General features: G+C 39.0%; 23 protein-coding genes. 20 read left to right on the forward strand and 3 right to left on the reverse strand.

Annotated elements, in window-relative coordinates; all coding sequences use genetic code 11:
- Window positions 1–191: 191 nt before the first annotated feature.
- From yaaA to H4J56_RS02885, 3 genes are all read left to right on the forward strand, one after another.
- Window positions 192–968 (forward strand): peroxide stress protein YaaA, encoded by a 777-nt coding sequence (yaaA, locus tag H4J56_RS02875; RefSeq protein ID WP_182176181.1) that lies wholly within the window; start codon window positions 192–194, stop codon window positions 966–968.
- Window positions 969–1074: 106 nt separating this feature from the next.
- Window positions 1075–1593, forward strand: a complete 519-nt coding sequence (locus H4J56_RS02880; RefSeq protein WP_070374661.1) for a TIGR03546 family protein — start codon at window positions 1075–1077, stop codon at window positions 1591–1593.
- A complete protein-coding gene (locus tag H4J56_RS02885) occupies window positions 1593–3389 on the forward strand; it encodes a TIGR03545 family protein (protein ID WP_182258821.1) in 1797 nt (598 codons plus the stop codon). Before H4J56_RS02880 ends, H4J56_RS02885 begins: the two co-directional genes overlap by 1 nt.
- A 180-nt stretch (window positions 3390–3569) precedes the next feature.
- On the opposite strand, the gene flgN is transcribed toward H4J56_RS02885, so the two are convergent.
- The 3 genes from flgN to flgA all read right to left on the reverse strand — a co-directional run bounded on the left by flgN (window position 3570) and on the right by flgA (window position 5117).
- Window positions 3570–3998, reverse strand: a complete 429-nt coding sequence (gene flgN / locus H4J56_RS02890; protein WP_182213485.1) for a flagellar export chaperone FlgN — start codon at window positions 3996–3998, stop codon at window positions 3570–3572.
- A 37-nt stretch (window positions 3999–4035) separates the two neighbouring features.
- The gene (flgM, locus tag H4J56_RS02895; RefSeq protein ID WP_070374658.1) at window positions 4036–4350 is read right to left on the reverse strand and encodes a flagellar biosynthesis anti-sigma factor FlgM; all 315 of its coding nucleotides are present in this window, start codon (window positions 4348–4350) and stop codon (window positions 4036–4038) included.
- Window positions 4351–4424: 74 nt separating this feature from the next.
- Window positions 4425–5117, reverse strand: a complete 693-nt coding sequence (flgA, locus tag H4J56_RS02900) for a flagellar basal body P-ring formation chaperone FlgA (protein WP_182213486.1) — start codon at window positions 5115–5117, stop codon at window positions 4425–4427.
- A 183-nt stretch (window positions 5118–5300) separates the two neighbouring features.
- Here flgA and H4J56_RS02905 point away from each other — a divergent pair, with 183 nt between their 5' ends.
- From H4J56_RS02905 to fliD, 17 genes are all read left to right on the forward strand, one after another.
- Window positions 5301–6248: a chemotaxis protein gene (locus H4J56_RS02905; RefSeq protein WP_182213488.1), complete on the forward strand. Its 948-nt coding sequence runs from the start codon at window positions 5301–5303 to the stop codon at window positions 6246–6248.
- A 65-nt stretch (window positions 6249–6313) separates the two neighbouring features.
- Window positions 6314–7147 carry a protein-glutamate O-methyltransferase CheR gene (locus H4J56_RS02910; RefSeq protein ID WP_182213490.1) on the forward strand — a complete coding sequence of 278 codons (834 nt, stop codon included), beginning with the start codon at window positions 6314–6316 and terminating at the stop codon, window positions 7145–7147.
- A 70-nt stretch (window positions 7148–7217) separates the two neighbouring features.
- Window positions 7218–7619, forward strand: coding sequence for a flagellar basal body rod protein FlgB (gene flgB, locus H4J56_RS02915; protein WP_070374654.1), 402 nt, complete (start codon window positions 7218–7220; stop codon window positions 7617–7619).
- A 2-nt stretch (window positions 7620–7621) separates the two neighbouring features.
- Window positions 7622–8041 carry a flagellar basal body rod protein FlgC gene (flgC, locus tag H4J56_RS02920; protein ID WP_070374653.1) on the forward strand — a complete coding sequence of 140 codons (420 nt, stop codon included), beginning with the start codon at window positions 7622–7624 and terminating at the stop codon, window positions 8039–8041.
- A 21-nt stretch (window positions 8042–8062) separates the two neighbouring features.
- Complete coding sequence (locus H4J56_RS02925; RefSeq protein ID WP_182213492.1) at window positions 8063–8749, forward strand: flagellar hook assembly protein FlgD; 687 nt, start codon at window positions 8063–8065, stop codon at window positions 8747–8749.
- A 112-nt stretch (window positions 8750–8861) separates the two neighbouring features.
- Complete coding sequence (gene flgE, locus H4J56_RS02930) at window positions 8862–10277, forward strand: flagellar hook protein FlgE (RefSeq protein WP_182221081.1); 1416 nt, start codon at window positions 8862–8864, stop codon at window positions 10275–10277.
- Between the two features lie 331 nt (window positions 10278–10608).
- Window positions 10609–11352, forward strand: coding sequence for a flagellar basal-body rod protein FlgF (flgF, locus tag H4J56_RS02935; protein WP_146799142.1), 744 nt, complete (start codon window positions 10609–10611; stop codon window positions 11350–11352).
- Window positions 11353–11380: 28 nt separating this feature from the next.
- Window positions 11381–12169 (forward strand): flagellar basal-body rod protein FlgG, encoded by a 789-nt coding sequence (gene flgG, locus H4J56_RS02940; protein WP_070374649.1) that lies wholly within the window; start codon window positions 11381–11383, stop codon window positions 12167–12169.
- A 16-nt stretch (window positions 12170–12185) separates the two neighbouring features.
- The gene (flgH, locus tag H4J56_RS02945) at window positions 12186–12869 is read left to right on the forward strand and encodes a flagellar basal body L-ring protein FlgH (RefSeq protein ID WP_070374648.1); all 684 of its coding nucleotides are present in this window, start codon (window positions 12186–12188) and stop codon (window positions 12867–12869) included.
- A gap of 35 nt (window positions 12870–12904) precedes the next feature.
- A complete protein-coding gene (locus H4J56_RS02950; protein ID WP_404842388.1) occupies window positions 12905–14029 on the forward strand; it encodes a flagellar basal body P-ring protein FlgI in 1125 nt (374 codons plus the stop codon).
- 15 nt (window positions 14030–14044) lie between these two features.
- Window positions 14045–15160, forward strand: coding sequence for a flagellar assembly peptidoglycan hydrolase FlgJ (flgJ, locus tag H4J56_RS02955; RefSeq protein WP_182258822.1), 1116 nt, complete (start codon window positions 14045–14047; stop codon window positions 15158–15160).
- 54 nt (window positions 15161–15214) lie between these two features.
- Entirely contained in the window at window positions 15215–17248 is a 2034-nt protein-coding gene (flgK, locus tag H4J56_RS02960) for a flagellar hook-associated protein FlgK (RefSeq protein ID WP_182258823.1), read from the forward strand.
- A 9-nt stretch (window positions 17249–17257) separates the two neighbouring features.
- Window positions 17258–18463, forward strand: coding sequence for a flagellar hook-associated protein FlgL (flgL, locus tag H4J56_RS02965; protein WP_182258824.1), 1206 nt, complete (start codon window positions 17258–17260; stop codon window positions 18461–18463).
- Window positions 18464–18639: 176 nt separating this feature from the next.
- Window positions 18640–20181 carry a flagellin gene (locus H4J56_RS02970; RefSeq protein ID WP_182258825.1) on the forward strand — a complete coding sequence of 514 codons (1542 nt, stop codon included), beginning with the start codon at window positions 18640–18642 and terminating at the stop codon, window positions 20179–20181.
- Window positions 20182–20673: 492 nt separating this feature from the next.
- Window positions 20674–22212, forward strand: coding sequence for a flagellin (locus tag H4J56_RS02975; RefSeq protein ID WP_182258826.1), 1539 nt, complete (start codon window positions 20674–20676; stop codon window positions 22210–22212).
- Window positions 22213–22363: 151 nt separating this feature from the next.
- Window positions 22364–22789, forward strand: coding sequence for a flagellar protein FlaG (locus tag H4J56_RS02980; protein ID WP_182258827.1), 426 nt, complete (start codon window positions 22364–22366; stop codon window positions 22787–22789).
- Window positions 22790–22849: 60 nt separating this feature from the next.
- The gene (fliD, locus tag H4J56_RS02985) at window positions 22850–24277 is read left to right on the forward strand and encodes a flagellar filament capping protein FliD (RefSeq protein WP_182258828.1); all 1428 of its coding nucleotides are present in this window, start codon (window positions 22850–22852) and stop codon (window positions 24275–24277) included.
- Window positions 24278–24280: the final 3 nt, after the last annotated feature.

Genomic DNA, 24280 nt, shown 5'->3' on the forward strand with positions numbered 1-24280 from the left:
CTGAAAAAGTGATAAACCTTTGATGTAATGCCTAATATGACTATATTTGTAACAAATTTTCAATATATAGCAAGTATGTTCGACATTTTTTTAACTATGACGGTAATTGGCTTATCATTTATCTTCATGTTTAGCGGATTTATTGTATTATATGGGTTATATATTTTGATATTGTATTAAACGGGACCGTTATGCTACTTGTTGTTTCTCCAGCTAAAAACTTAGACTTTGAGTCACCATTACCCACTAATAAATTTTCTCAACCTGAGCTTTTAGCGCACAGTAAAGATTTAATTGACCATTGCCAAAAATTAACACCTGCAGAGATATCAACCTTAATGGGCATTAGTGATAAACTTGCTGGGTTAAACGCTGCTCGATTTGGTGAATGGTCAATGCCTTTTACTGTTGATAATGCTCGCCCAGCGGTATTAGCGTTTAATGGTGATGTTTATACCGGATTAGACGCCAAAACATTTAATGAAGATGATTTTGATTTCGCACAAAAACACATGAGAATTTTGTCAGGATTATACGGTTTACTCAAACCTCTTGATTTAATGCAAGCCTACCGCTTAGAAATGGGTTCAAGGTTAGCGAATGATCGTGGCAGCAACTTGTATCAGTTTTGGGGAGACATTATTACTGACCATGTCAATGAAGCATTGGCCCAGCAGGGTGATAAAGTGTTAATTAACCTAGCCTCTAATGAATATTTTAAATCAGTAAATAAAAAAAAGCTTCAAGGTGAAATAATTACTCCAGCATTTAAAGATTGGAAAAATGGTCAATTTAAAATGATCAGTTTCTTTGCCAAAAAAGCACGAGGTTTAATGGCACGTTATATCATTGAACATCGCTTAACAGAGGTTGAACAACTTAAATCCTTTGATGTTGCTGGCTATCAATATAGTGAAGAAATGAGTCAAGGTAATGATTTTGTTTATACCCGTAAAGAAACGCAATAGTAGCGCTAATGCATAAGCCTGCTTTAGTTTATTTACTTAGTTATACTTAACCCACTAAGCTTTAAGTGGTAAATACATAGCAAGAGAACACAAAAAAGGAAAAGGAATGCTTACATTACTCGCTAAACTGTTCAATGCACTGAACTCAGAAAGCTCTACTCGGCAAATATCATTGGCCATAGCGTTAGGTTTTATCGTTGGACTATCGCCACTGCTTACCTTGCATAATATTGCTTTTATATTCGTGGTTTTATTTTTAAGAGTCAATATCGGCGGTTTTATAGTCGCTTGGGGATTCTTTAAAGGGTTAAGTTATTTGTTGTCATCATTGATCGTTACTGTTGGTGAGTCATTACTAACAGCAAAGTCATTACACCCTTTATTTGATGCTTTATATCAGTCTTCGTTATTTAAACTAGGCCATCTTCACCATACTTATACGTTGGGTGCTTTGGTGCTTGGCTGTTTATTAGCGGTGCCGTTATATTATCTAAGTAATTTTTTAATTGAAAAGTATCGACTACATATTAAAGCCTTCTTTGAGAAGTTCCGTATTGTTAAGGCATTAAAAGCATCAAAGTTCTACCGTATTTATAGCCACGTTTCTGGCCAAGGAGAGTTGTAATGAGTCGTTTTATTCGTTGGAAAGGGCTAGTTGGTTTTTTTGTGGTCATGGGATTAATGATCGCTTTTATTTATTTATTTGCAGACGCTTTAGTTAAGAAAGGTATAGAAAAATCAGGCGAATGGTATCTAGGTGCAGAGGTTAATGTTAGTGAAGTTGAAATTAACTATTTACCCTTAACACTGAGTATTGAAGGTTTTCAAGCAACCAATCCTGAAAAACCTAGCCATAATTTGGTGAGTTTTTCACAAGCCTCAGCCGGTGTCGATGTTTGGCAATATTTATTTGGTAAGTTATATATTAGCGAGTTAAACGTTGCTGAGTTAAGAATCGATCAGCCTAGGCAGTCTGTAGGTGAAGTCTATAGGCTTGGTGATGATACTGAAAATGGCAGTGACGGTGTAGGTGATTCAATGTTACCTAAACTTGATGTTAGCCTACCTAAAGCTGAAGATTTACTCAATAATAGTGATTTGCTAACGGTCAAACGTGGCAAAGCTTTAGAGCAAAGTTATCAAATCGAAAAGAAAAAGCTGCAAGCTGCTTATGAAACACTCCCGACTAAAGACGCGTTAGCAGACTATAAAAAGCAAGTAGAGCAACTCGCTAATATTAAGATAGAAAGTTTAGCCGATCTTGAAAAGCTTAATAAAGATTTTACTGCGCTAAAAACGAAGTTCAAAGCTGATCAAGTGGTCATGAACAAAGCAAAGCAGCAAGTTAGCGCTTCAAAAACATTATTAAGCGAACAGACTAAAGCTTTAAAAGATGCGCCAAGCGCCGATTGGAAAAACATTGAGAGCAAGTACCAACTTGACAGTGTCGATGGTGCTGATTTTGCTCACTTGTTGTTTGGTGAGCAAGCAAGAGAATACTTTGGTTATGCTGATACTGTTTATCGAAATATAGCACCGCTAATTAAATCTTCAAAAGTCGACAAAGAAGCACCAGTAGCAAGTGATCAAGGTCGTTATGTGCAGTTTAATGATGAAACACCTTTGCCCGACGTACTTATCGAACAAGCAAACTTTTCTTTAATATTGCCACAAGGTGAATTTGCAATTAGCGGCAAAGAATTGACACATCAGCACTGGGTACGAGGTAATAACAGTGTTATTAACGTTAAAAGTGACAATGTACAGGGCTCGGGGAAATTAACCTTAGGGTTAGCTTTCTCACTAGATAAGCAAGATGTTTTAACAGGTAAGGGGCAGTGGCAACTTGCCGATGTCACCTTAAAAGATGTTTCACTACAAAAATCAAGTGCTTTTACTTTAGATCTTAACAGTGGTTTATTATCAGGTAAGGGGGCTTTTTCATTCATTGATGACCAAATTGACAGTGAAAATAAACTTAACCTAGCTAATACTCAATATAGTGGTGCTGGCACTTCGAAGTTAAGTACACTCTTTATTGACACAGTTCAGTCTCTTAAGTCGTTGGCGTTAACCATAGCTGCAAAAGGTAAAATAACGGCACCAACGTTATCTATCTCATCACCACTTGATAACCAATTAAAAGATTCAATGGTGCAGCAGGTATCAACTAAATTAACAAGCTTCAAATCTGACATTAAAGCAGGGTTAAACACTAAGCTTACTCAAGCTTTAGGGGGAAGTAATAAGGAAGCCGAGTCTCTAATGGATGTTGAAGCACTCATTGGAGATAGCGATAAAGCATTAGATGAGCTGATTAACTCAGATATCGTCGCAGCGAAAAAGAAAGAGTTTGAAGATAAACAAAAAGATAAGCTCAAAGACAAAGCAAAAGAAAAGCTAGGGAAACTATTTGGTTAGGCTTGCTTAGCTTACTCATCATTAAATGACAAATTTACGCTCAGCTATCGTAGTTGCCAAGGGGAGCTGAGCGGCCAAGCTAAACTCGTTTAATAAAGTCGTTTTAGTTTTTTCTGTAAAAAAAGCCTCAGCTTATTGTTAAGTTGAGGCTTTTTGTTGTTAATTAGCATGTTGTTTTTACTAAGCTTTAATACCTAAACTGCTAAGGCCACCACTTTTCTTGCCCTTACTATTGTAGGTCATTGATGAGCGGTTATGATTCTCAAGCAAGGAGTTTTTCATGCGTTCAGCGGCAAGTGAAGATTGCTGTATGATTTGACCGTTAACCTGATTTTTGTCTTTACAACGCAGTAAAATAGCTTCAATTTCAGCAATCTCTTGCTGATGAATACCTGATTTAACTTCGTTTTTCAAAATAATATTTTGAGCGTTTTGTTCATCAAGTTGCTGTATGGCTTTTAGCAAAGCCTCTTTTTGCTCGGTCACGGCAGTTAATGCTTGTGGGCTTTGTTTTTGTAAGACTTCTTTTTCAACGCTGAGCAGCTCTTCAAGCTGCTGTAGGTTATGTAACTGTTGAGCAATTAATTGCTCTGCTGCTAACGCTGTCATCAGGTGTAACTCCTGTGATTAGGTTAACAGTAAACTGTTAGCCTAGTTTAAATTCGAAATTTGCTATACTGGCAGCAAGCTTTTCAGGATCAACTTTATACTCACCATTTGCAATGGCTTTTTTGAGTTGATCGATTTTTTTCTGATCAACGGCTGGTGCGTCATTCGCTTTCTTTTGTAACTCATTTAACTGTTGAGCTTGTGGTGTTAAAGAGACTGAATCTTTACCTACAGATCTTCCTTGTTCACTACTTGCTGCATTTTGTGTGGCTTGCTGTTTGACTTGTACTTGTTGATCAAGCTTTTGCTTTACCTGACTGTTGTTTGACAAGTTATTGATATTTATAGCCATAATACTATCCTATAGATAACGGGTTGATATTCACTATCTTGTTATCGGCAAGCAGCCTAATAACTTAACCATTATTATAAATTAATTATCACTTCGTTGATAGCCGATACTCGCCCTGTTACCGTTCTACCACTGCCTTCATTTTCAACCGCTATTTGCTCGCCAAGCCCCCCGTCTTCAAGGGCTATGCCGGAGGTTTTTATTGTCAAGGTATTCGATTGCGCAATAAGCGTGACATGGCTGCCTTTGCAAACAAAACAAATATTTTTTTTAGTTAGAATCACACCCGCCCTCAACTTTCTTTTAGCTCGGGTACCAATAACGATTCTGGTATCATCTAAGCTCTCACCACGAATTCTATATTTATCGCGATATTCAATGGTGACATTTGAACTATCAACTCTACTGCCCTTACTAATGATACTTTTTGCAACAACTACCGGTATGACCACTTGAATTTTTGCAGGAATATAAAGATACCAAGACGATGGGTCGTCGCAATTTATTTTAACATTTACGTTTCTACCATTATGATTTTCAGGTATATTTGCGATTAAAGGTGTTAAACAAGGTTGAATAATAATTCTGGGATCTAAAGTAGAGACTGAAACGTTTATCTTTCCTTGCTTTGGCAATGGCGTGTTATTTTTTATAAATTGGGTAACAAAATCTTGAAGTTGCTGTCTGTCCATCGTTTGGGCAAAGGCTAGATTTGAAAAAAGCGCTGAGATTAGCGAAAGAATGATAAATATCTTGAATATGCTCATAAATTTGTCAACTATTTGCTAGGGAAATTAAAATACTCGTCTATGCTTAATTTATGTATAGTTTAACAATAATTAAAAACAGACGAATACGCACTAAACGTCAAAAAATTGAACGTTCAATATGTATCTGTAAGCACAATCAAGAAGTGTGCCTTTTTGTGAATTAAGTAAAATGAGGTTTGTATGGCAGGAATTTTAGACTCAGTAAATCAACGCACTCAGTTGGTTGGGCAGAATAGGCTTGAATTATTACTTTTTCGTTTAATCGGACCACAACGTTTTGGTATTAATGTTTTTAAAGTACGTGAAGTTATGCCTTGTCCGCGCTTAACCTTACTGCCAGGACAAGACCCTTTTATTAAAGGTGTTGCCCATATTCGTGGCCAAACCATTTCAGTGATCGATTTGAGCAAATCGACAGGTGGCCCAGAAATAGTGCCAGATGAAAATTCCTTTGTCATTATTGCAGAATATAATCGCAGTGTGCAGGGCTTTTTAGTTGGCGGTGTTGAGAGAATCGTCACGTTAAGCTGGAAAGATATCATGCCCCCTCCAGAAGGTGCTGGCAAATCAAGCTATTTAACGGCGGTTACAGAAATAGACAAAAAAATGGTCTCTATTTTAGATGTAGAGAAAATTTTAAATGAAATTAGTCCTATTTCAACAGAACTAAGTGAAGGTGTTGTTGATGCGAGTGTCGGAGTTAGTCTTGGCGAACGGGTAATTATGATCGCGGATGATTCAACCGTAGCTCGAAATCAGGTGAGAAGAGCTCTAGAGCCATTAGGCTTAACAATGTTGTTAGCTAAAAATGGCCAAGACGCTTTAGATCAATTACTTGCTATAGAAGCCGAGTGTCATACATCAATTACCGAAAAAGTGGCTTTACTTATCTCAGATATAGAAATGCCTGAAATGGACGGTTACACCTTAACCGCTGAGATTAAAAATAATGATCGATTGAAAGCCATGCCGGTTATTTTACATACTTCGCTAAGTGGTGTTTTTAATAATGCCATGGTTGCTAAAGTTGGTGCAGAAGATTTTATTCCAAAGTTTCATCCTGATGAGTTAGCCACAGCAGTAAAAAAATGGTTAAAGAAAGATGAACTAGCAAATAATGCTAATTAACCCATTATTTTTAGCGTATTCTATCGTTAATAAATGATAATAATAATTTAAGGCGGAATATCGAAGTGTCAATCCGACAGCTTGATGATAGCAGTTATCATCAGTTTAGAGTCTTCCTAGAGAAACAATGTGGCATCGTCTTAGGTGAAAATAAACAATACCTAGTAAAAAGCCGTTTAGCCCCTTTAATGGCTAAATTTGATGTTACCACATTAGGTGATTTAGTCACTCGTACTCTCAGTCCAATTGAAAGGCAATTACGCGCCGCAGTTATCGACGCCATGACGACCAACGAAACCTTGTGGTTTCGCGATGAGTACCCCTTTGAACTATTGAAAAAACGCTTACTTCCTGAGTTTAAAAATCAAAGAACGCCTTTGAAAATTTGGTCAGCGGCAAGTTCTTCAGGTCAAGAACCTTATTCTATTGCGATGGCAGTTCAAGAATTTAAGCAAAGTAATCCTGCTGCGTTTTCGGGGGGTGTTCAAATTATTGGCACTGATATCTCCAATACTATGCTTGAGCATTGTAAGTATGGCCATTATGACAATTTAGCTTTGTCACGAGGTTTATCAGCCGAACGCAAAAGAATGTTTTTTGAAAATGGCGATAAAGGTATGTCAAAAGTCAAAGACTCGGTTAAGAAAATGGTTAGCTTTAGACAACTAAATCTCCTAAATAGTTATAGTTTAATGGGTAAGTTTGATATTGTATTTTGCCGTAACGTATTGATTTACTTCGCACCAGAAATTAAAAAGCAAATAATATCTCAAATTGAAGGCGTGCTAAATCCTAACGGCTATCTCTTTCTTGGCGCCTCGGAATCCTTAACGGGTTTAAACCAAAACTTTGATATGGTTCGCTGTAATCCTGGTATCATTTACCAGAAAAAGACTTAATATCCCCCCACTAAACTCCCCGTTGGCATAGAAATTGTATAGTTATCTTCATTGATTTGGAGGTAACACTATGGCTATCACTTTTGAAAAAGCACTTGGCATTCACCCACAAACACTTGCTGTTCGTTCTAAACGTGCAGAAGTTATTGCTAGTAATATTGCTAATGCAGATACACCTGGCTATAAAGCCAAGGGCATGGACTTTAAGTCTGCCTTAGCGCAAGCCTCTCAAAAGCAACAATCAGGTATGTCACGAACCCACGAAAAGCATTTTGATGTTCGCATTGCAACCAATAATGGTGTGCAATTTAGAACACCAGATCAACCAGATACTGGCGATGGTAATACCGTAGATGCACAAGTGGAACGAAACTTGTATCTAGAAAACTCAATGCAGTATCAAGCCAGCATTCAATTTCTTACTGGCAGGATTAAAGGCTTGAAAAAAGCCATCACCGGAGCAGGGCAATAATTATGAGCCTATTTAACGTATTTACTATATCTGGCACGGGTATGAGCGCTCAATCTGTTCGCTTAAATACCACCGCAAGTAACATTGCTAATGCTGATAGTGTTAGCAGTAGTGTTGATGCAACCTATCGAGCACGGCATCCGGTTTTTGCCGCAGAGATGCAAAAAGCTGCCGCAGGACAAGATGACTCAGGCGTAGGTGTCAAAGTTTTAGGCATTGTGGAAAGCGATCAGCCTTTAAACATTCAGCACTCTCCGGGACACCCAATGGCAGATAAAGATGGTTTCATTTATAAACCCAATGTAAACGTGATTGAAGAAATGACCAATATGATTTCAGCATCACGCTCATATCAAACAAATGTTCAATTGGCTGAATCAGCAAAAAATATGCTGAATAAAACCTTACAGCTTGGCAAGTAACAATTAAAGGTGGGATAAAATATGGAAACAGTAAGCGGAAGTAAACCTTTAGATGGCATGCGCTGGCAAAAGGAAGATGTTACAACGACGGATAATGGCAATGGTATGTTAACGCAAGAAGATTTCTTTGCGTTACTGACCAAAGAGCTTTCTCATCAAGATCCGACTAAGCCCGTTGAAAATAATGAAATGATTTCGCAAATGACTGCGTTTTCAACGACTGACGGTGTGGCAACGCTAAATGAACAATTTACATCATTTGCTGCATCCATGTCATCGAGTCAAGCATTGCAAGCCTCCTCGTTAGTGGGTCGTAGCGTTCTAGTTGATGATAATGTTTTTGGTATGGCTGAAGGTGAAGCCGTTAAAGGCAAAATGATCACTGATAAAGCGGCAAGTAATGTGAATATTTATGTTGAAAACACCGCTGGAGAACTTATTCAAACAGTTCCTGTTGGCAGTGTGGCTGCAGGTGAGTTTACCTTTAATTGGGACGGCAAGATGACAAATGGCGAGCCCGCTCCACAAGGTGCTTATCGTTTTAGAATTGCAGGATTAGTGGAAGGTGAAGCATCAGAATTACAAGCGATGACCTATCGTAAAGTAGATAGTGTGACGTTAGCCGGTGCAGGTGGAAATATTTTATTAAATCTTAATGGTGGCAGTTCCATGGCACTAGCAGATGTGGTGGAAGTATCAGAAGGTTAAATTAATAGTTCTTCGAACTAAATAAATTTAAGCCACTGTTATTTCAATGAAGAGTGAATACTCGAAAATTAGAAATAATTAAGATAAACAGTTTTTTATATGAGGTGCAATTATGTCATTTAATATAGCGTTGAGCGGATTAAACGCTGCTCAAAAAGATTTGGATGTTACATCAAATAACATCGCTAACGTTAATACCACCGGCTTTAAAGAGTCGCGTGCGGAATTTGTTGATGTGTATGCAGCATCATTACTTGCTTCTGGTAAAACAAAAGTGGGTGACGGTGTTTTGACGGCAGATGTCGCTCAGCAGTTTCAGCAAGGTAGTATTCAGTTTACTAATAACGCGTTAGATTTAGCCGTTACGGGTAATGGTTTTTATGCAACAGTACCTGAACTTGACTCCTTAGAAACGTCATATACCCGAGCAGGTCAGTTTAAATTAAACGATAGTAACTTTGTTGTTAACTCTGCGGGTGAGCATTTATTAGGTTTCCCCGTTAACCCTGACGGCACCTCTGCGTCGGTAAGTTTAAGTACGGCAGAGCCTATTCGTATTCCTACGGCCTCTGGTGCTCCTCAAAAAACCAGTGAAGTAGATGTACGAATGAACTTACCTGCGGGTGATTCTTTCATTAGTAGTGCGCCAGGTAACTTTGATCCCGATGATCCTTTGACTTTTAACCATTCAACTTCAGTGACTATTTTTGATTCATTAGGTGATAGTCATATAATGACTTATTACTTTATTAAAGATAATCCTTCGTCTGATGCTAACGAGTGGATGATGTTTGCTGGCGTTGATGGCATACCGGTAGATTTAGCTGATCCAGGTGGACAGACAGATCCAGATCCAACGGCAGCTCCAGGAACGCCAATAACAAATCCACAAGGTGGCGGTAGTTCAGGTCCGTTATCAGCAAGTGGCGGTGTTACTGGCATGCGTATGTACTTTGATTCTTCAGGTGATTTTGTTGCACAATTACCTATGCCAGGTGACGGTGGTGCTATTACCGTGGCACTTGGAGCGACAATATTAGCCAATGGTGCTGATCCAACTCAAACCGTGAAAATTAATTTTAATCTAGACCCTCTTGGCCCTAATCCAAATGAACCTACGCAGTTTGCTTCAAACTTTGAAGTGACTTCGCTTGAGCAAGATGGCTTAGCGGTTGGTCGATTAACCGGTATAGATATTGGTAGTGATGGTTTAATTCGAGCGACTTACAGTAATGGTACCTCAGAACCATTATCACGCATTGCTTTAGTAAACTTTGCCAATGAACAGGGCTTAACGCAAATTGGTAATACTTCATGGAAAGAAAGTATTAGTTCCGGTGAAGCATTGGCTGGTGAGGCGGGTTCAGGTACTTTTGGTACTATTAATTCATCGGCATTAGAGCAATCAAACGTTAACTTAACCACAGAATTAATCGACTTAATTTCAGCACAACGAAATTTTCAGGCTAACTCTCGTGCACTAGAAGTTGATAACCAGCTAAACCAAACTATTCTACAGATTCGATAAATAAATCTTTAAAATAATCTAGTCTATGATAAATAAAAGAGATAAAACGTAAAATGTTTTATCTCTTTTTATGTTCAGGATGAACGGTATAGATGTAGAGCGAAACATAGCTATTCTTAGGCATCCATGTCTTCATCGCATTAATACTTCTTTATGTGTCAATGCCCGAGCAGCGGATGGTCTTTATCAAACCACCTTTCTTTCAAAACCTCAGTCGGTTCCTTTTCGTTGACGATAAAACGATTATTTTTCCATCTTCCTTTTCCTGTTCTATTTCTTCTGGCACTGTTATTGCATTTCTCATTGTAAGATACAATTTTAGAGATCTGTTATGGACAAAATGCTTTATATCGCAATGAGCGGTGCGAAACAAAATATGCATTCGCTTGCCGTTAATGCTAACAACCTTGCTAACGCTAAGACTACGGGTTTTAAAGCCGATTTAGCACAGGCGCGTTCAATGCAAGCTTTTGGCGAAGGCTTGCCTTCTCGTGTGTTTGCCATGACAGAAAATGCCAGCCAAAACTTTGACAGTGGTTCTTTGATGCAAACTTCTAGAGATTTAGATCTTGCCATTCAAGGGCCGGGTTGGTTTGCTGTTCAAGCTGAAAATGGTACTGAAGGTTATACACGTGATGGCCAATTTAGACTCAACGAAGAAGGTGCTTTAGAAACCTCTAAAGGTGAGCTTGTCTTAGGAGATACTGGCCCGATATTTATACCTCTACCAGTCAATAATATTCATATCAGTAAAGATGGCACCATCATGGTTCAGCCTGAAGGAGCACCGAGTTCTCTTCAAGAAGAAGTGGGTCGTCTAAAAATGGTTAACCCGAGGGTGCAAGAGTTAGCAAAAGGTGCTGATGGCTTGTTTCGTCGAAAAGATGGACTAAATGAGAATGCTGACGTCAATGTCAAAGTCGAAAATGGCATGCTTGAAGCAAGTAACGTAAACCCTATTGGGGAGATGACCGCGATGATTTCTTTGCAACGTCAGTTTGAAATGCAATTAAAACTCATGAAAACAGCGGAAGAAGTTGATGCAAGTTCAGCATCTTTATTACGTGCTTTCTAATTTAAATAAATAATTTTTGAGGTGATTTATGAACCCAGCATTATGGATAAGTAAAACAGGGTTAGATGCGCAAACAAAAGATATTGCGGTAATTTCTAATAATTTAGCTAACGCCAGTACCATAGGTTTTAAGAAAAGTCGTGCCGTATTTGAAGATTTACTCTATCAAACGATTAATCAGCCAGGTGGTCGCTCTGCACAAGATACAGAGATGCCTTCAGGCTTAATGCTTGGCGCGGGTACAAAAGTGGTGGCTACGCAAAAAATTCATACCCAAGGTGATATGCAAACTACCGATAACGCTTTAGATCTAATGATCCAAGGTGAAGGTTTTTTTGAAGTGCAACTCCCTGACGGTACATCGTCATATTCAAGAAATGGTCAATTTACCATGGATGAAGAGGGCAATATGGTTACACCGGGCGCGGGTTATTTAATTCAACCACAAATAACTATTCCGCCTGATGCGTTAAGTATTATTGTTTCTCAAGATGGTGAAGTCTCTGTAACTCTTCAGGGGCAACCTGATCCTGCTGTTATCGGTCAAATTAATACAGTTAACTTTGTTAACCCGACTGGTTTGCAGCCAATAGGACAAAATTTATACATTCAAACAGCGGTTAGTGGTGCTCCACAAGAAGGGGTTCCAGGTTTAGAAGGTTTTGGCATGATAGTGCAAGGCGCGCTAGAAACCTCGAATGTAAATACCACCGAAGAACTTGTTAACTTGATTGAAAGTCAACGGGTATATGAAATGAACTCAAAAGTAATTTCAGCAGTTGATGAAATGCTTAGTTATATTAATCAGCAGTTATAGCGTTAAGGAATCTCTTATGAAAATTCACTTAGTCTTAGTTATCTTTTTTTTATCAATAACGGGTTGTGCCAGTGTTGAACAGGCAAAAACGTTACCTGACGATCCTGACTTTGCGCCGATTTTACCCGAAATGGAAGAAGCCTCTATTATCCCGACGGGTTCACTGTTTAGAGCTAACTACGTTAATAATATTTATTCTGACTCAAAAGCTCATCGTGTTGGTGACATTATTTCAGTGACGTTAAGTGAAAGTACACAAGCACAGAAAAATGCTAAAACAGAGTTGAGTAAAGAAAATAGTGCCAGTTTAGATCCTATTATTGGTTTAGGCGGCGCTGCAGTAAACTTTAAAAATAATGCCATTCAATTTGGCTATAACCAAGGCTCTGACTTTAGTGGTGATTCAAAGTCTAACCAAGGTAATAGCTTAAACGGTCATATTTCTGTACATGTTTTGCGTGTTTTGCCCAATGGCAATTTGATGATCCGTGGTGAAAAATGGATGACTTTAAATAATGGTGACGAATTTATTCGCTTAACCGGTGTTATTCGCGCACAAGATATTAGCTCTAGTAATACCATTGTTTCTGGAAAAATCGCTAATGCGCGCATTGAATATGCAGGTACTGGGACTTTTGCTGACGTACAAGAACAAGGTTGGTTATCGAGTTTCTTTACTAGCTCTTGGTGGCCCCTGTAGGGTTAATTGAACATAAACTTTCAATAGGTATTATTATGAACACTTTTTTCACAAGTATGAAAGTTACTGTCTTGGTGCTAACATTTTTGTTTAGTTCGATGAGCTCTGCACAGCGAATTAAAGATTTAGCCGATGTTGCTGGTGTCCGAAGTAATCAATTGATAGGTTATGGTTTAGTGGTGGGTTTACCTGGCACAGGCGAACAAAGTCCATTTACCGAACAAAGTTTCAAAACCATGCTAAGTAATTTTGGTATTACTATGCCGGCTAATTTAAAACCAAAAATTAAAAATGTTGCTGCGGTTGCTGTTCATGCTGAGTTACCCGCATTTACTAAACCCGGACAAAGAATTGATATTACAGTTTCTTCAATGGGCAGTGCGCAAAGCTTACGTGGTGGAACATTAATACAAACTATTCTCATGGGTATTGATGGTAATGCTTATGCCGTTGCTCAAGGCAGTTTAGTCGTTAGCGGTTTAGGTGCTGAAGGTTTAGATGGCTCAAAAGTTATTGTTAATACACCAACCGTAGGCCGTATTGCTAATGGTGCTATGGTTGAACGTGAAGTTATTTCACCATTTACTTCTGGCGATTATATTACCTTTAATCTTAGAGATTCTGATTTCAGTAGTGCGAGAAGTCTAGAGCGAGTCATTAATAGCGAGTTTGCTAACATTAACGACCCCGCCACTTTTATTGCTCGCGCTATTGATGCAACCTCTATTCAAGTCAATGCACCAAGAGATGCGAGCCAACGAGTCAGTTTTTTGGCTGCCTTAGAAAATTTAGAATTCGAACCTTCACGTCCGGCGGCGAAAGTTATTGTTAACTCCCGTACTGGTACCATCGTGATCGGCTCTGATGTGCGCTTATTGCCTGCCGCTATTACTCATGGTGGTATTACGGTAACGATTAATGAAACACGAGATGTCTCTCAGCCTAATGCTTTTGCTGATGGTAATACGGCGGTGACGAATCAATCTATTGTTAACGTTAATAAAGATGATAACCGGATGTTTGTTTTTGATCCGGGGGTAAGCTTAGACACACTCGTTCGAGCGATTAATGAAATTGGTGCGGGCCCTGGTGATGTTATGGCAATTCTTGAAGCACTATCACAAGCGGGTGCATTACGAGGAGAATTGATCATTATTTAATGATCAATAAAGCTTATGATTACACCGAATCAATCATCACTAACTTCATTGGCACCGCAGGCATCTGTGACCGCTAATTCTCAGAATTTTTTAGACATCAATGGCTTGAATTCTATTCGCCAACAGTCTAAAGAAACTGATAAAGGCTCAAAAGATGCGGCTTTACAAACAGCGGCCAAGCAGTTTGAAGCGATTTTTATGCAAATGCTGATGAAAAGTATGCGTAAAGCACAAGACGTTTTAGAGTCAGATAGTCCCTTTAATTCAGAAAGTACAAAATTTTATCGTGATATGCATGACCAACAAATGTCATTAGAATTATCAAATAACGGCTCTTTAGGTTTATCGGACTTAATCGTTCGCCAGCTAGGTGGTGACACTGAAAGTTTTACCCCACAGTCATTTTTACAAAGTGATAATCGCTTCAGTAAAAGTAACGGCTTACTCAGTGAAGATAATAATAAAGGCAAGTCAATTGTCGACACAGGGATCCTTATTTCGGCCGATGATCGTCAAACTAATGACTCGGGTGATCGTTCAACTAATAATCGACAAGCATTATTTGATATGCCACAACGAGCGCCTTCTTCGACTAACACGGTAAATTCGTTAGATAACAAACCGTCTGTTTATGAAATGCTTGCCATGCAAGAGCCTCAGTATCAGCAACCAAAAGACTTTGTTATGGCATTAACCGAAGATGCTAAACGTGTTGAAGAAAAGTTAAATATTCCCTTTGAAGTTGTTATAGCTCAAGCCGCATTAGAAACTGGCTGGGGACAAAAAATCATCAAAACAGAAAGTGGTCAAAGCTCTAATAACTTGTTTAACATTAAAGCCGATAAACGCTGGGATGGCGAGAAAATTAATAAGGAAACCCTTGAATTTGAGCAAGGTGCTATGGTTAAAAAACGTGAACCCTTTCGCGTTTATGAAACCATTAGTGACAGCGTTAATGATTACATGCAGTTTCTCTCAAACAGCGAACGCTATAAAAATGCATTAGACAAAGCTGGCGATGTGGAACACTTCCTGCATAATCTACAGAGTGCTGGTTATGCGACGGATCCCAAATACGCAGAAAAAATTAAGGGAACACTACGAACCGTAACCAGTTTACTAAATAAGTAAATAAGCGCTCAGCATATAAATGCATTGAGTTTTGGTTAGGTTAGGAGTGAAGTCATGTCGGTTAACTTATATAACACAGGTGTTAGTGGTTTACTTGCCGCACAGCAGCAGCTGGCGACAACGGGTCATAATATTGCCAATGTTAATACAGAAGGTTATAGCCGACAACGCGCAGAACAAAATTCATCGGTGGGTTTATTCAGTGGTGGCAACTATGTTGGCTCTGGTACCTATGTTAACGATATCACTCGCCTATACGAACAATTCTCCCATAAAGAACAATTACTCAATCAAAGTAAACTCGGTAATGCTGACTTATTACAAGGGCGTTTAACACAACTAGACCAAGTAATGAGTACCTCAGGTAACGCCGTAGTAGGTTCACTTGACAGTTTTTACCAATCACTCAATGGCGTTGCTGACAATCCTAATGATTTAGGTTTACGCAGTATTGTGCTTAATCAAGCGAATATTTTAAGCAAAGACTTTAATGAGCTGACTAATAATTTTGACAATATGACCAAAGCGGTTAACGGTGAAATTGAACAAATTGCTACTAAGATTTCTGAAATATCCAATGAATTAGCAAAAATTAATGAAACCATTATGCAAACTCAAGGATTAAATCAAACAGGGCAACCTAATGATTTACTTGATAAACGAGATCAACTAATTGGTGAGCTAAGTAAGTTTACCAAAGTGACTACCGTAGAAGATGCTAACGGTGTACTCACTGTAATGATAGGACAAGGTACGACATTGGTTGCCGGTATTACGCCAATGACAGTACAAGTTAAGGCTGGCGATCCCGATCCAAATAAAACCCAGCTAAGTTTAGTCAGTGGCAATAGTCGTGTGGCATTAAATGGCTCTACGTTAGGTGGCTCTTTAGCGGCAAATTTTGAATTTAGAGACCAGCATTTAAATCAAACGCGTAAAGAAATTGATCGCTTAGCTATGTCTATATCGTCAATATTAAACGACAGTCAAGCCAGTGGTTTAGATCTAAATGGTGTTCAAGGGGCAAATTTTTTCACCGATATTAATGCGACACAATTACAACAAGGTCGTGTGCTAGCTCCTTCATCAAACACCGGAACCACACAACCTCAAGTGGTTATCAACGACGTTTCTTTATTATCTACTGATGACTTTGAAGTGCGTTTCGATGGTACTGATTTTACGTTATATAATTTGACTACCGGTGGAAGCGAAAACCTAGGGATGCCTGGTACAGGTACTCCTGCAGGAACGCATACTGCCACTACACCCGATTACGGTTTCTCATTTATTGAAACAGCGGGTGGCACGCTTCAGGCAGGTGACAAGTTTACTATTGTACCGACTAAAAATAGTGCAGCATTAATGCAAGCAACATTAACTGACGCTAATGCCATCGCAGCAAGTACAGCGATTGCGGTGACACCGTCGAGTAACAATATTAGCAATGGTAAAATAGAAATTACTAATGTGACTAACCCTGTTGCGGCGAGTGCATATGATATTACTGTTGATGTATATGAAACACCACCACCACCACTGCCAGCACCCCAAATACCTACCGGAATATTTGAGTATCGAGTCTATAACACATCAACGCCACCACCTGGAACGCCGGCCATAGCATCAGGCAGTTATGCAACAGGGGCGAGTGCTATTATTGATATTCCTGCTGGCTCACCTGATTTTCAAATTGAAATTAAAGGTGATCTTGCTGGTTCAGGCGCTAATGCGCGTGAAACGTTTACCTTAGGCAATGCTTTTGGCGTTGGTAATGGTAACCATGCAGTTGCTATGGCAAAGACCCAAGAAATAGGTGTGGTCAATGCGGGAAAACAAACCTTTAGCGAAAGCTTAGCCGTTTCAACCTCAATAGTAGGTTCAAAAGCGAGTAATGCTGATTTATCAGCAGATACCGCACAGGCCTTATTTACTCAAGCTTATAACCGCAATCAAGCGACATCAGGTGTAAATCTTGATGAAGAAGCTGCCAACCTTTTGAGATATCAACAAGCTTATCAAGCGGCATCACAAATAATCTCTACAGCAAATACTATTTTTGACACCATTTTATCGGCAGTCAGGTAAGGAATTTTTATGCGCGTTTCTACAGCTCAGTTTTACTTACAAAGTTCACAGCAAATGAGCCAAAAAAGCTCTGATGTTAATGATCAAATGGCTTACTTATCAAGTGGTAAACGAGTATTAACCGCAAAAGACGATGCTATTTCTTATAGTACCTTAGCTGGCTATAACAATGACTTAGCCAACATAGAAAAATATAAACGCAATATTACTATGGCTGAAAGTCATAATAATATGCAAGAAATTGTTTTTGCTGATGCAGATCTTATTCTAGATAAAATAAAGTCTGATATGTTGCTTGCCAATAATGGTCGCATGTCAAGTGAAGACCTACAATCGCTCGCTGAACAAGTAAAAAGTAACTTCAGTCAGTTACTTGATCTTGCTAATAGTCAAAATGAAAATGGTGACTATATTTTTTCTGGCTATCAAACCGAACAAAAACCCTTCAGCCAAAATGTTGACGGTAGCGTTACTTACAATGGCGACTCGGGTGTTCGAGAGTTGCAAGTCGCTAAGAATATTAATATAGCCACTAATCAAGCGGGCGACGCAGCTTTTTTAAAGGTTGAAAACGCCATCGGTGATTTTACTGCTAATTACACCGCTAACACCTCAGGTGTTGCAGTTGAAAGTGCCAAAATAGCTAACCGTGATAGCTACAACTCTAGTGCGCTGCCACACGACTACACCTTTACTTTTGACGCGGTCACGAATGATTTAACCGTAACAGGCAGTGCCGGCATAGTTTTTCCTGCTGCGCCCTATACCGCAGGTCAAACCATTTCCTTTGACGGCATTGACGTTACCCTAAACGGCAATCCTTTGCCGGGTGATAGCTTTACCATCAGTGAACAAGATGAAGTGAGTGTTTTTGACACCATTAATGAGACAATATCTTGGATGGAACGAGGAAGTTCTACGATTGATCAAGAACAGCATCAAGTAGATTACAACACCTTACTTAACCAACTCAATTCAGCGATGAACCATATGACGTCAAGGCGTGTTGACTCAGGTATTCGCTTACAAACACTTGAAAGCCAAGAGAGCCGTCATCTTGATTCAGCCCTAAACCTAGCTAAAGGAAAATCTAATATCGAAGATTTAGATTTTGCCAAAGCTATTTCTGAGTTTGAACAATCAAAGTTAGCCTTACAAGCATCACAGCAAGCGTTTAGCAAGGTACAAGGGTTAAGCCTGTTTAATTATATCTAAATATTAAATACTGTCATTTATTAAGTGGCACAGTTCATGCTTTATTATTAGTACGAATAAAAGACAAATAAACAACAAAAGTCGATATTAAATAACGCAGTTGTTTTTCAATAAGAGTAAAGAGGCTTTTTAAAAAAGCTTCTAATAAATAACATTAATACATTAGGAGTTTTATCATGGCTTTATCAGTAATGACTAACGTTTCATCATTAAATGCACAACGTAATTTAACCAAATCAGGTGAAAGCCTTGCTACCTCAATGCAACGTTTGTCATCAGGTATGCGTATTAACAGCGCAAAAGATGATGCTGCCGGTTTACAAATAGCTAATCGCATGACTTCGCAAATAAATGGTTTAGCGGTAGCACAACGAAATGCTAACGATGGTATTTCAATGGCGCAAACAGCAGAGGGTGCAATGCAAGCCTCTACCGATATTTTACAACGTATGCGTGAATTAGCCTTGCAATCAGCTAACGGATCAAACTCTGACGATGACCGCGCGGCACTACAAAAAGAAGTGTCAGCACTGCAAAGCGAATTAACAAGAATTTCCGAAACTACGTCATTTGGTGGTCAAAAATTGCTTGATGGGACTTTTGGAAGTAAATCTTTTCAAGTTGGCTCTGAGGCTAATGAGACCATTGGTATGTCATTATCATCTATTGGTAGCCGAGATATTGGTTTGCTGGGTAAACAATTATCAGGCGATGCAGCTGCTGAATTAGTTGGTTTAGCTGGGGCAAGGGGATTAGAAGCTAAAACATATGGCTCTGATACTCTAGATGTGACTATTGATGGCGGTGTTAGTACTGTTCGCCTCTCTGACAATATGTCTGCGAAAGATGTGGCAAATGAAATCAATAAGGTTGATGGTATTCAAGGTGTTGGTGCTAACTCACAAGCTGAAGTAACACTTACCGCTTTCGACACAACTGATACCGTGCAATTAACGCTTGGTGGCGTTCAATTATCTGCCCAAGGATTGGCTACAGATATTACTGGTACAACAACTGCAATGGTTACCGCTATAAATGCTAATACTGAGTTGCAGGCACTGGGTATTACGGCAACAGATGAAACAGGCTCATTAATTATTACACGAGCTGATGGTGAAGATTTAGCTATTGGTACTGGTTTAACATCGGATGCAGGATCTGCCGCAACCTTAACTATCGAAGGGTTAGAGAGTGATGGCGCTACAGCGGTTGGCGGTACAATAACGCATACAGGGGTAGCTGGAGATTCGAATTCTCTTAATACATACGTTACCGGAAATCTCGATTACACTAAAGCGGTTCTTGACGAAAAACATACTAGCTTGACTATAGGTCAGAGTACCGGTAATTTGAATATTACTGGTACTGAGGGCACAATAGGTATTGGTGCTAGTACGCTTTTTTCAATGGACTCTGTTGATATTAGCACTGAATCAGGTTCGCAAAGTGCACTTGCTGTTATTGATGCTGCATTAGGAACTATAGATGAAAGTCGAGCTGATTTAGGTGCAATTCAAAATCGCTTTAGTCACACTATTAGTAATCTTGCGAATATTCAAGAGAACGTTTCAGCCTCGCGTAGCCGTATTCAAGATACAGACTTTGCGGTAGAAACAGCGGTAATGACGAAGAACCAAATATTACAACAAGCAGGTACGTCAATTTTAGCGCAAGCCAACCAGATACCACAGGCAGCGATTAGCTTAATCGGTGGTTAATACATTTTAGCCAGACAGCCATAGTAAAATTTAAACCATCACTTTTAAGTGATGGTTTTTTTGTATAACTAAATCGTCATAGCTTTGACACCTTAGTTATACATCCCAGTTTATCATTATATATACTCCAGTCGTCATTTCGGTTGTCACTTAAGTCGGAATCCAGTGACTCATGGATTACACCCCATATAAAATACTTCGAGGATGAACGATGAAAAGGGCTGCTATTCATAATTCAATCACTTAGCTTCACTTACCGTACATTGTTCATTCACGCTATCAACTATGTATAATTACTTTCTCCTCCTCCCCTTGTTTTAATCATTTACCTTTTTTTAATAAAAACATTAAAGTAATTTTAACGGCTGCCGTTACTGTTAGTAGAACGGGTACTTAATGGCATTTTCTTTTTACGAAAAGCATCATGTTAAGTTCCTGACTTATTAAATTGTTTAACTAACGTATTACATATTGTAATCAGGAGCTTTAAAAATGGCTATTTCAGTAATCACTAACACTTCATCATTAAATGCACAACGTAACTTGTCAAAATCAGGTGGAGACTTGGCAACATCAATGCAACGTTTGTCATCAGGTATGCGTATTAACAGTGCGAAAGACGATGCTGCGGGTATGCAAATTTCTAATCGCTTAACATCACAAGTTAATGGTTTAGGAGTAGCGCAACGTAATGCTAACGATGGTATTTCAATGGCGCAAACAGCAGAAGGTGCTATGTCAGCCTCTACCGATATCTTGCAACGTATGCGTGAATTAGCGTTACAATCAGCTAACGGTTCAAACTCTGGTGATGACCGCGCGGCACTACAAAAAGAAGTGTCAGCACTGCAAAGCGAATTAACAAGAATTTCCGAAACTACGTCATTTGGTGGTCAGAAACTGCTTGATGGGACTTTTGGAAGTAAATCTTTTCAAGTCGGCTCTGAGGCTAATGAGACCATTGGTATGTCATTATCATCTATTGCTAGCCGAGATATTGGTTTGCTGGGTAAACAATTATCAGGCGATGCAGCTGCTGAATTAGTTGGTTTAGCTGGGGCAAGGGGATTAGAAGCTAAAACATATGGCTCTGATACTCTAGATGTGACTATTGATGGCGGTGTTAGTACTGTTCGCCTCTCTGACAATATGTCTGCGAAAGATGTGGCAAATGAAATCAATAAGGTTGATGGTATTCAAGGTGTTGGTGCTAACTCACAAGCTGAAGTAACACTTACCGCTTTCGACACAACTGATACCGTGCAATTAACGCTTGGTGGCGTTCAATTATCTGCCCAAGGATTGGCTACAGATATTACTGGTACAACAACTGCAATGGTTACCGCTATAAATGCTAATACTGAGTTGCAGGCACTGGGTATTACGGCAACAGATGAAACAGGCTCATTAATTATTACACGAGCTGATGGTGAAGATTTAGCTATTGGTACTGGTTTAACATCGGATGCAGGATCTGCCGCAACCTTAACTATCGAAGGGTTAGAGAGTGATGGCGCTACAGCGGTTGGCGGTACAATAACGCATACAGGGGTAGCTGGAGATTCGAATTCTCTTAATACATACGTTACCGGAAATCTCGATTACACTAAAGCGGTTCTTGACGAAAAACATACTAGCTTGACTATAGGTCAGAGTACCGGTAATTTGAATATTACGGGTACTGAGGGCACAATAGGTATTGGTGCTAGTACGCTTTTTTCAATGGACTCTGTTGATATTAGCACTGAATCAGGTTCGCAAAGTGCACTTGCTGTTATTGATGCTGCATTAGAGTCAATTGATGGCCAAAGAGCTGACTTAGGTGCGCTTCAAAACCGCTTTGGTCATACCATTAGTAATCTCGCGAATATCTCTGAAAATGTATCAGCGTCTCGAAGCCGTATTCAAGATACTGACTTTGCACTAGAGACAGCACAAATGACTAAAAACCAAATATTACAACAAGCAGGCACGTCAATCTTAGCCCAGGCTAACCAATTGCCACAAGCTGCACTTAGCTTAATTGGTTAATAGTATATTAAACTTAGCTTATAATGGCTAAGTTTGGCCTAAAATGTTAGAAAGGAAGGGGCCATAATACCTCTTCCTTTTTGTGTTTTCGTTAAGCTCAAGTTCTAAGGCTACACTGAAACCAATGTTGTTATAAAATAAGGAGTCTATAATGAGTGTAATACAAGTTGGTCTTGACCTAAATTCTAGTAACTTAACTTCTGAATATGCAAAGTCACAAAATACAGGTAACTCAGAAAGTAAAGTTTCATTAGAAAAAGGTAATGATAACAATATAAAGCAAGCTAACAATGTTATTCAGCATGAGGAAGTTGATAAGAATGCAAATAAAACAGATGAAAAACAAGCTTTAACGCCAGAGCAACTTGAGAAGGTGGCGCAACAATTGCAGGTTTTTGTTGGCGAGATGAACAGAGGTTTAGAGTTTTCTGTTGATAAAGATTCAGGTCGTGATGTGATTAAGGTTGTTGATAAAGCAAGTGGCGATTTGGTTAAGCAATATCCATCAGAAGAAGTACTTACCTTAGTGGCTAAGTTGTCTGACATGGTTGGTGGTTTTGTTGACGCTAAAGTGTAATTAGCGCTTTAATCGATAAATATAGAATAATTGTTGTTTTAATAAATAAAAGGGGGACTTATGCCTGACTTAACGTTTACTGGGATTGGATCAGGTTTAAAGATTAGCGAAATAGTTGAAGCTATTGTCGGTGCTGAAACGGCTCCATATGTCTCTCGTTATAACAAACAACAAGCAAAAATCACTACTGACATCTCAGCCATTGGTTCATTGAAGTCAGCACTTGAAAGTGTTGCGAATTCTATAGATAGCTTAGCCGATTCTGATAATTACCAACAACGAAGAGCCAGTGGCGCAGATGATTTTGTTGGTTTAAGTGCCAGTAAAGATGCACAAGTGGGTAACTATTCAGTAAAAGTAGATGCCTTAGCGCAATCTCATAAAGTAATGTCTGCAGGTATTGATGGTGAAGAGGCTATCGGTGAGGGTACGTTAAATATTGCCGTCGCTGACAGTGATTTTGATATTAATGTCTCAGCTACAGATACCTTAAGTGATATTCGTGATGCAATTAATGACAGTGTTGATAATGACTCAGTGATTGCCACTATAGTGACGGATGATGCAGGTCAGCATCTTATTATGACCAGCAAGGAAACAGGAAAAGATAACGCTATAACAACAACGGTCACAGATGTGAGTGATGGTAATAATATTGACAATCTAGGCTTATCACGCCTTGCTTATGATGTTTCAGACCCACTGGCGGCCAATCACATTAAAAATTTATCACAAGTTTCTGCTGCGCTTGATGCACAAATTACCATCGACGGTACGCTTACGGTAACAAATAGTACTAATGTGTTTAAGGAGGTTATTGACGGAGTTGATATAACGGCAAAAAAACTTCATGAAGTTGATGATGATATTAGCAAAGTTAGTTTTAGTGAAAATAATACAAATATTCAGTCCGGTTTAGTGGGGTTTGTAGAAAGTTACAATCAATTACAGGAATTAAGTAAGCAGTTAGGAGCTTCTAGTGAAAATGGTGCTGGTGCTCTCGCTGGAGATTCTTTATTGCGTGGTGTTATGTCTAAAATTCGTCAAGAATTCACAGAAAATTTTGATATTGGTAATGGTAATACTTTATCTTTATCTCAACTAGGTGTTACTAGTGACCAGTATGGTGTTTTAAGCTTAGATACTGAAATGCTTAATGAGTTTATTAGCGATGATGTTAATGGTGTAGAACAGTTCTTTGTGGGCACAAGTTCAGTAGATGGCTTTGCTGCTTCTTTTGAAAAGCTGACTAGTTTCTATACTGATTCAGATGGTGTTATTCAAAGCCGTATTGACAGTGGTACGAGTCAATTAGATAGATTAGAAGATGACAATATAGCTTTTGCTCGTAGAATGGATTCACTAGAAGCACGGTTGTATTCGCAGTACAATGCCATGGATTTGCTCGTTTCTCAGTTAAACTCTACCAGTAGCTACATAATGGCACAGTTGGACAACATGCCAGGTGTGGTAAGAAAGAGTAAATAGTAA

Origin of the sequence: Colwellia sp. BRX8-4 (assembly GCF_014077345.1) — a bacterium.
Taxonomy (GTDB): domain Bacteria; phylum Pseudomonadota; class Gammaproteobacteria; order Enterobacterales; family Alteromonadaceae; genus Colwellia_A.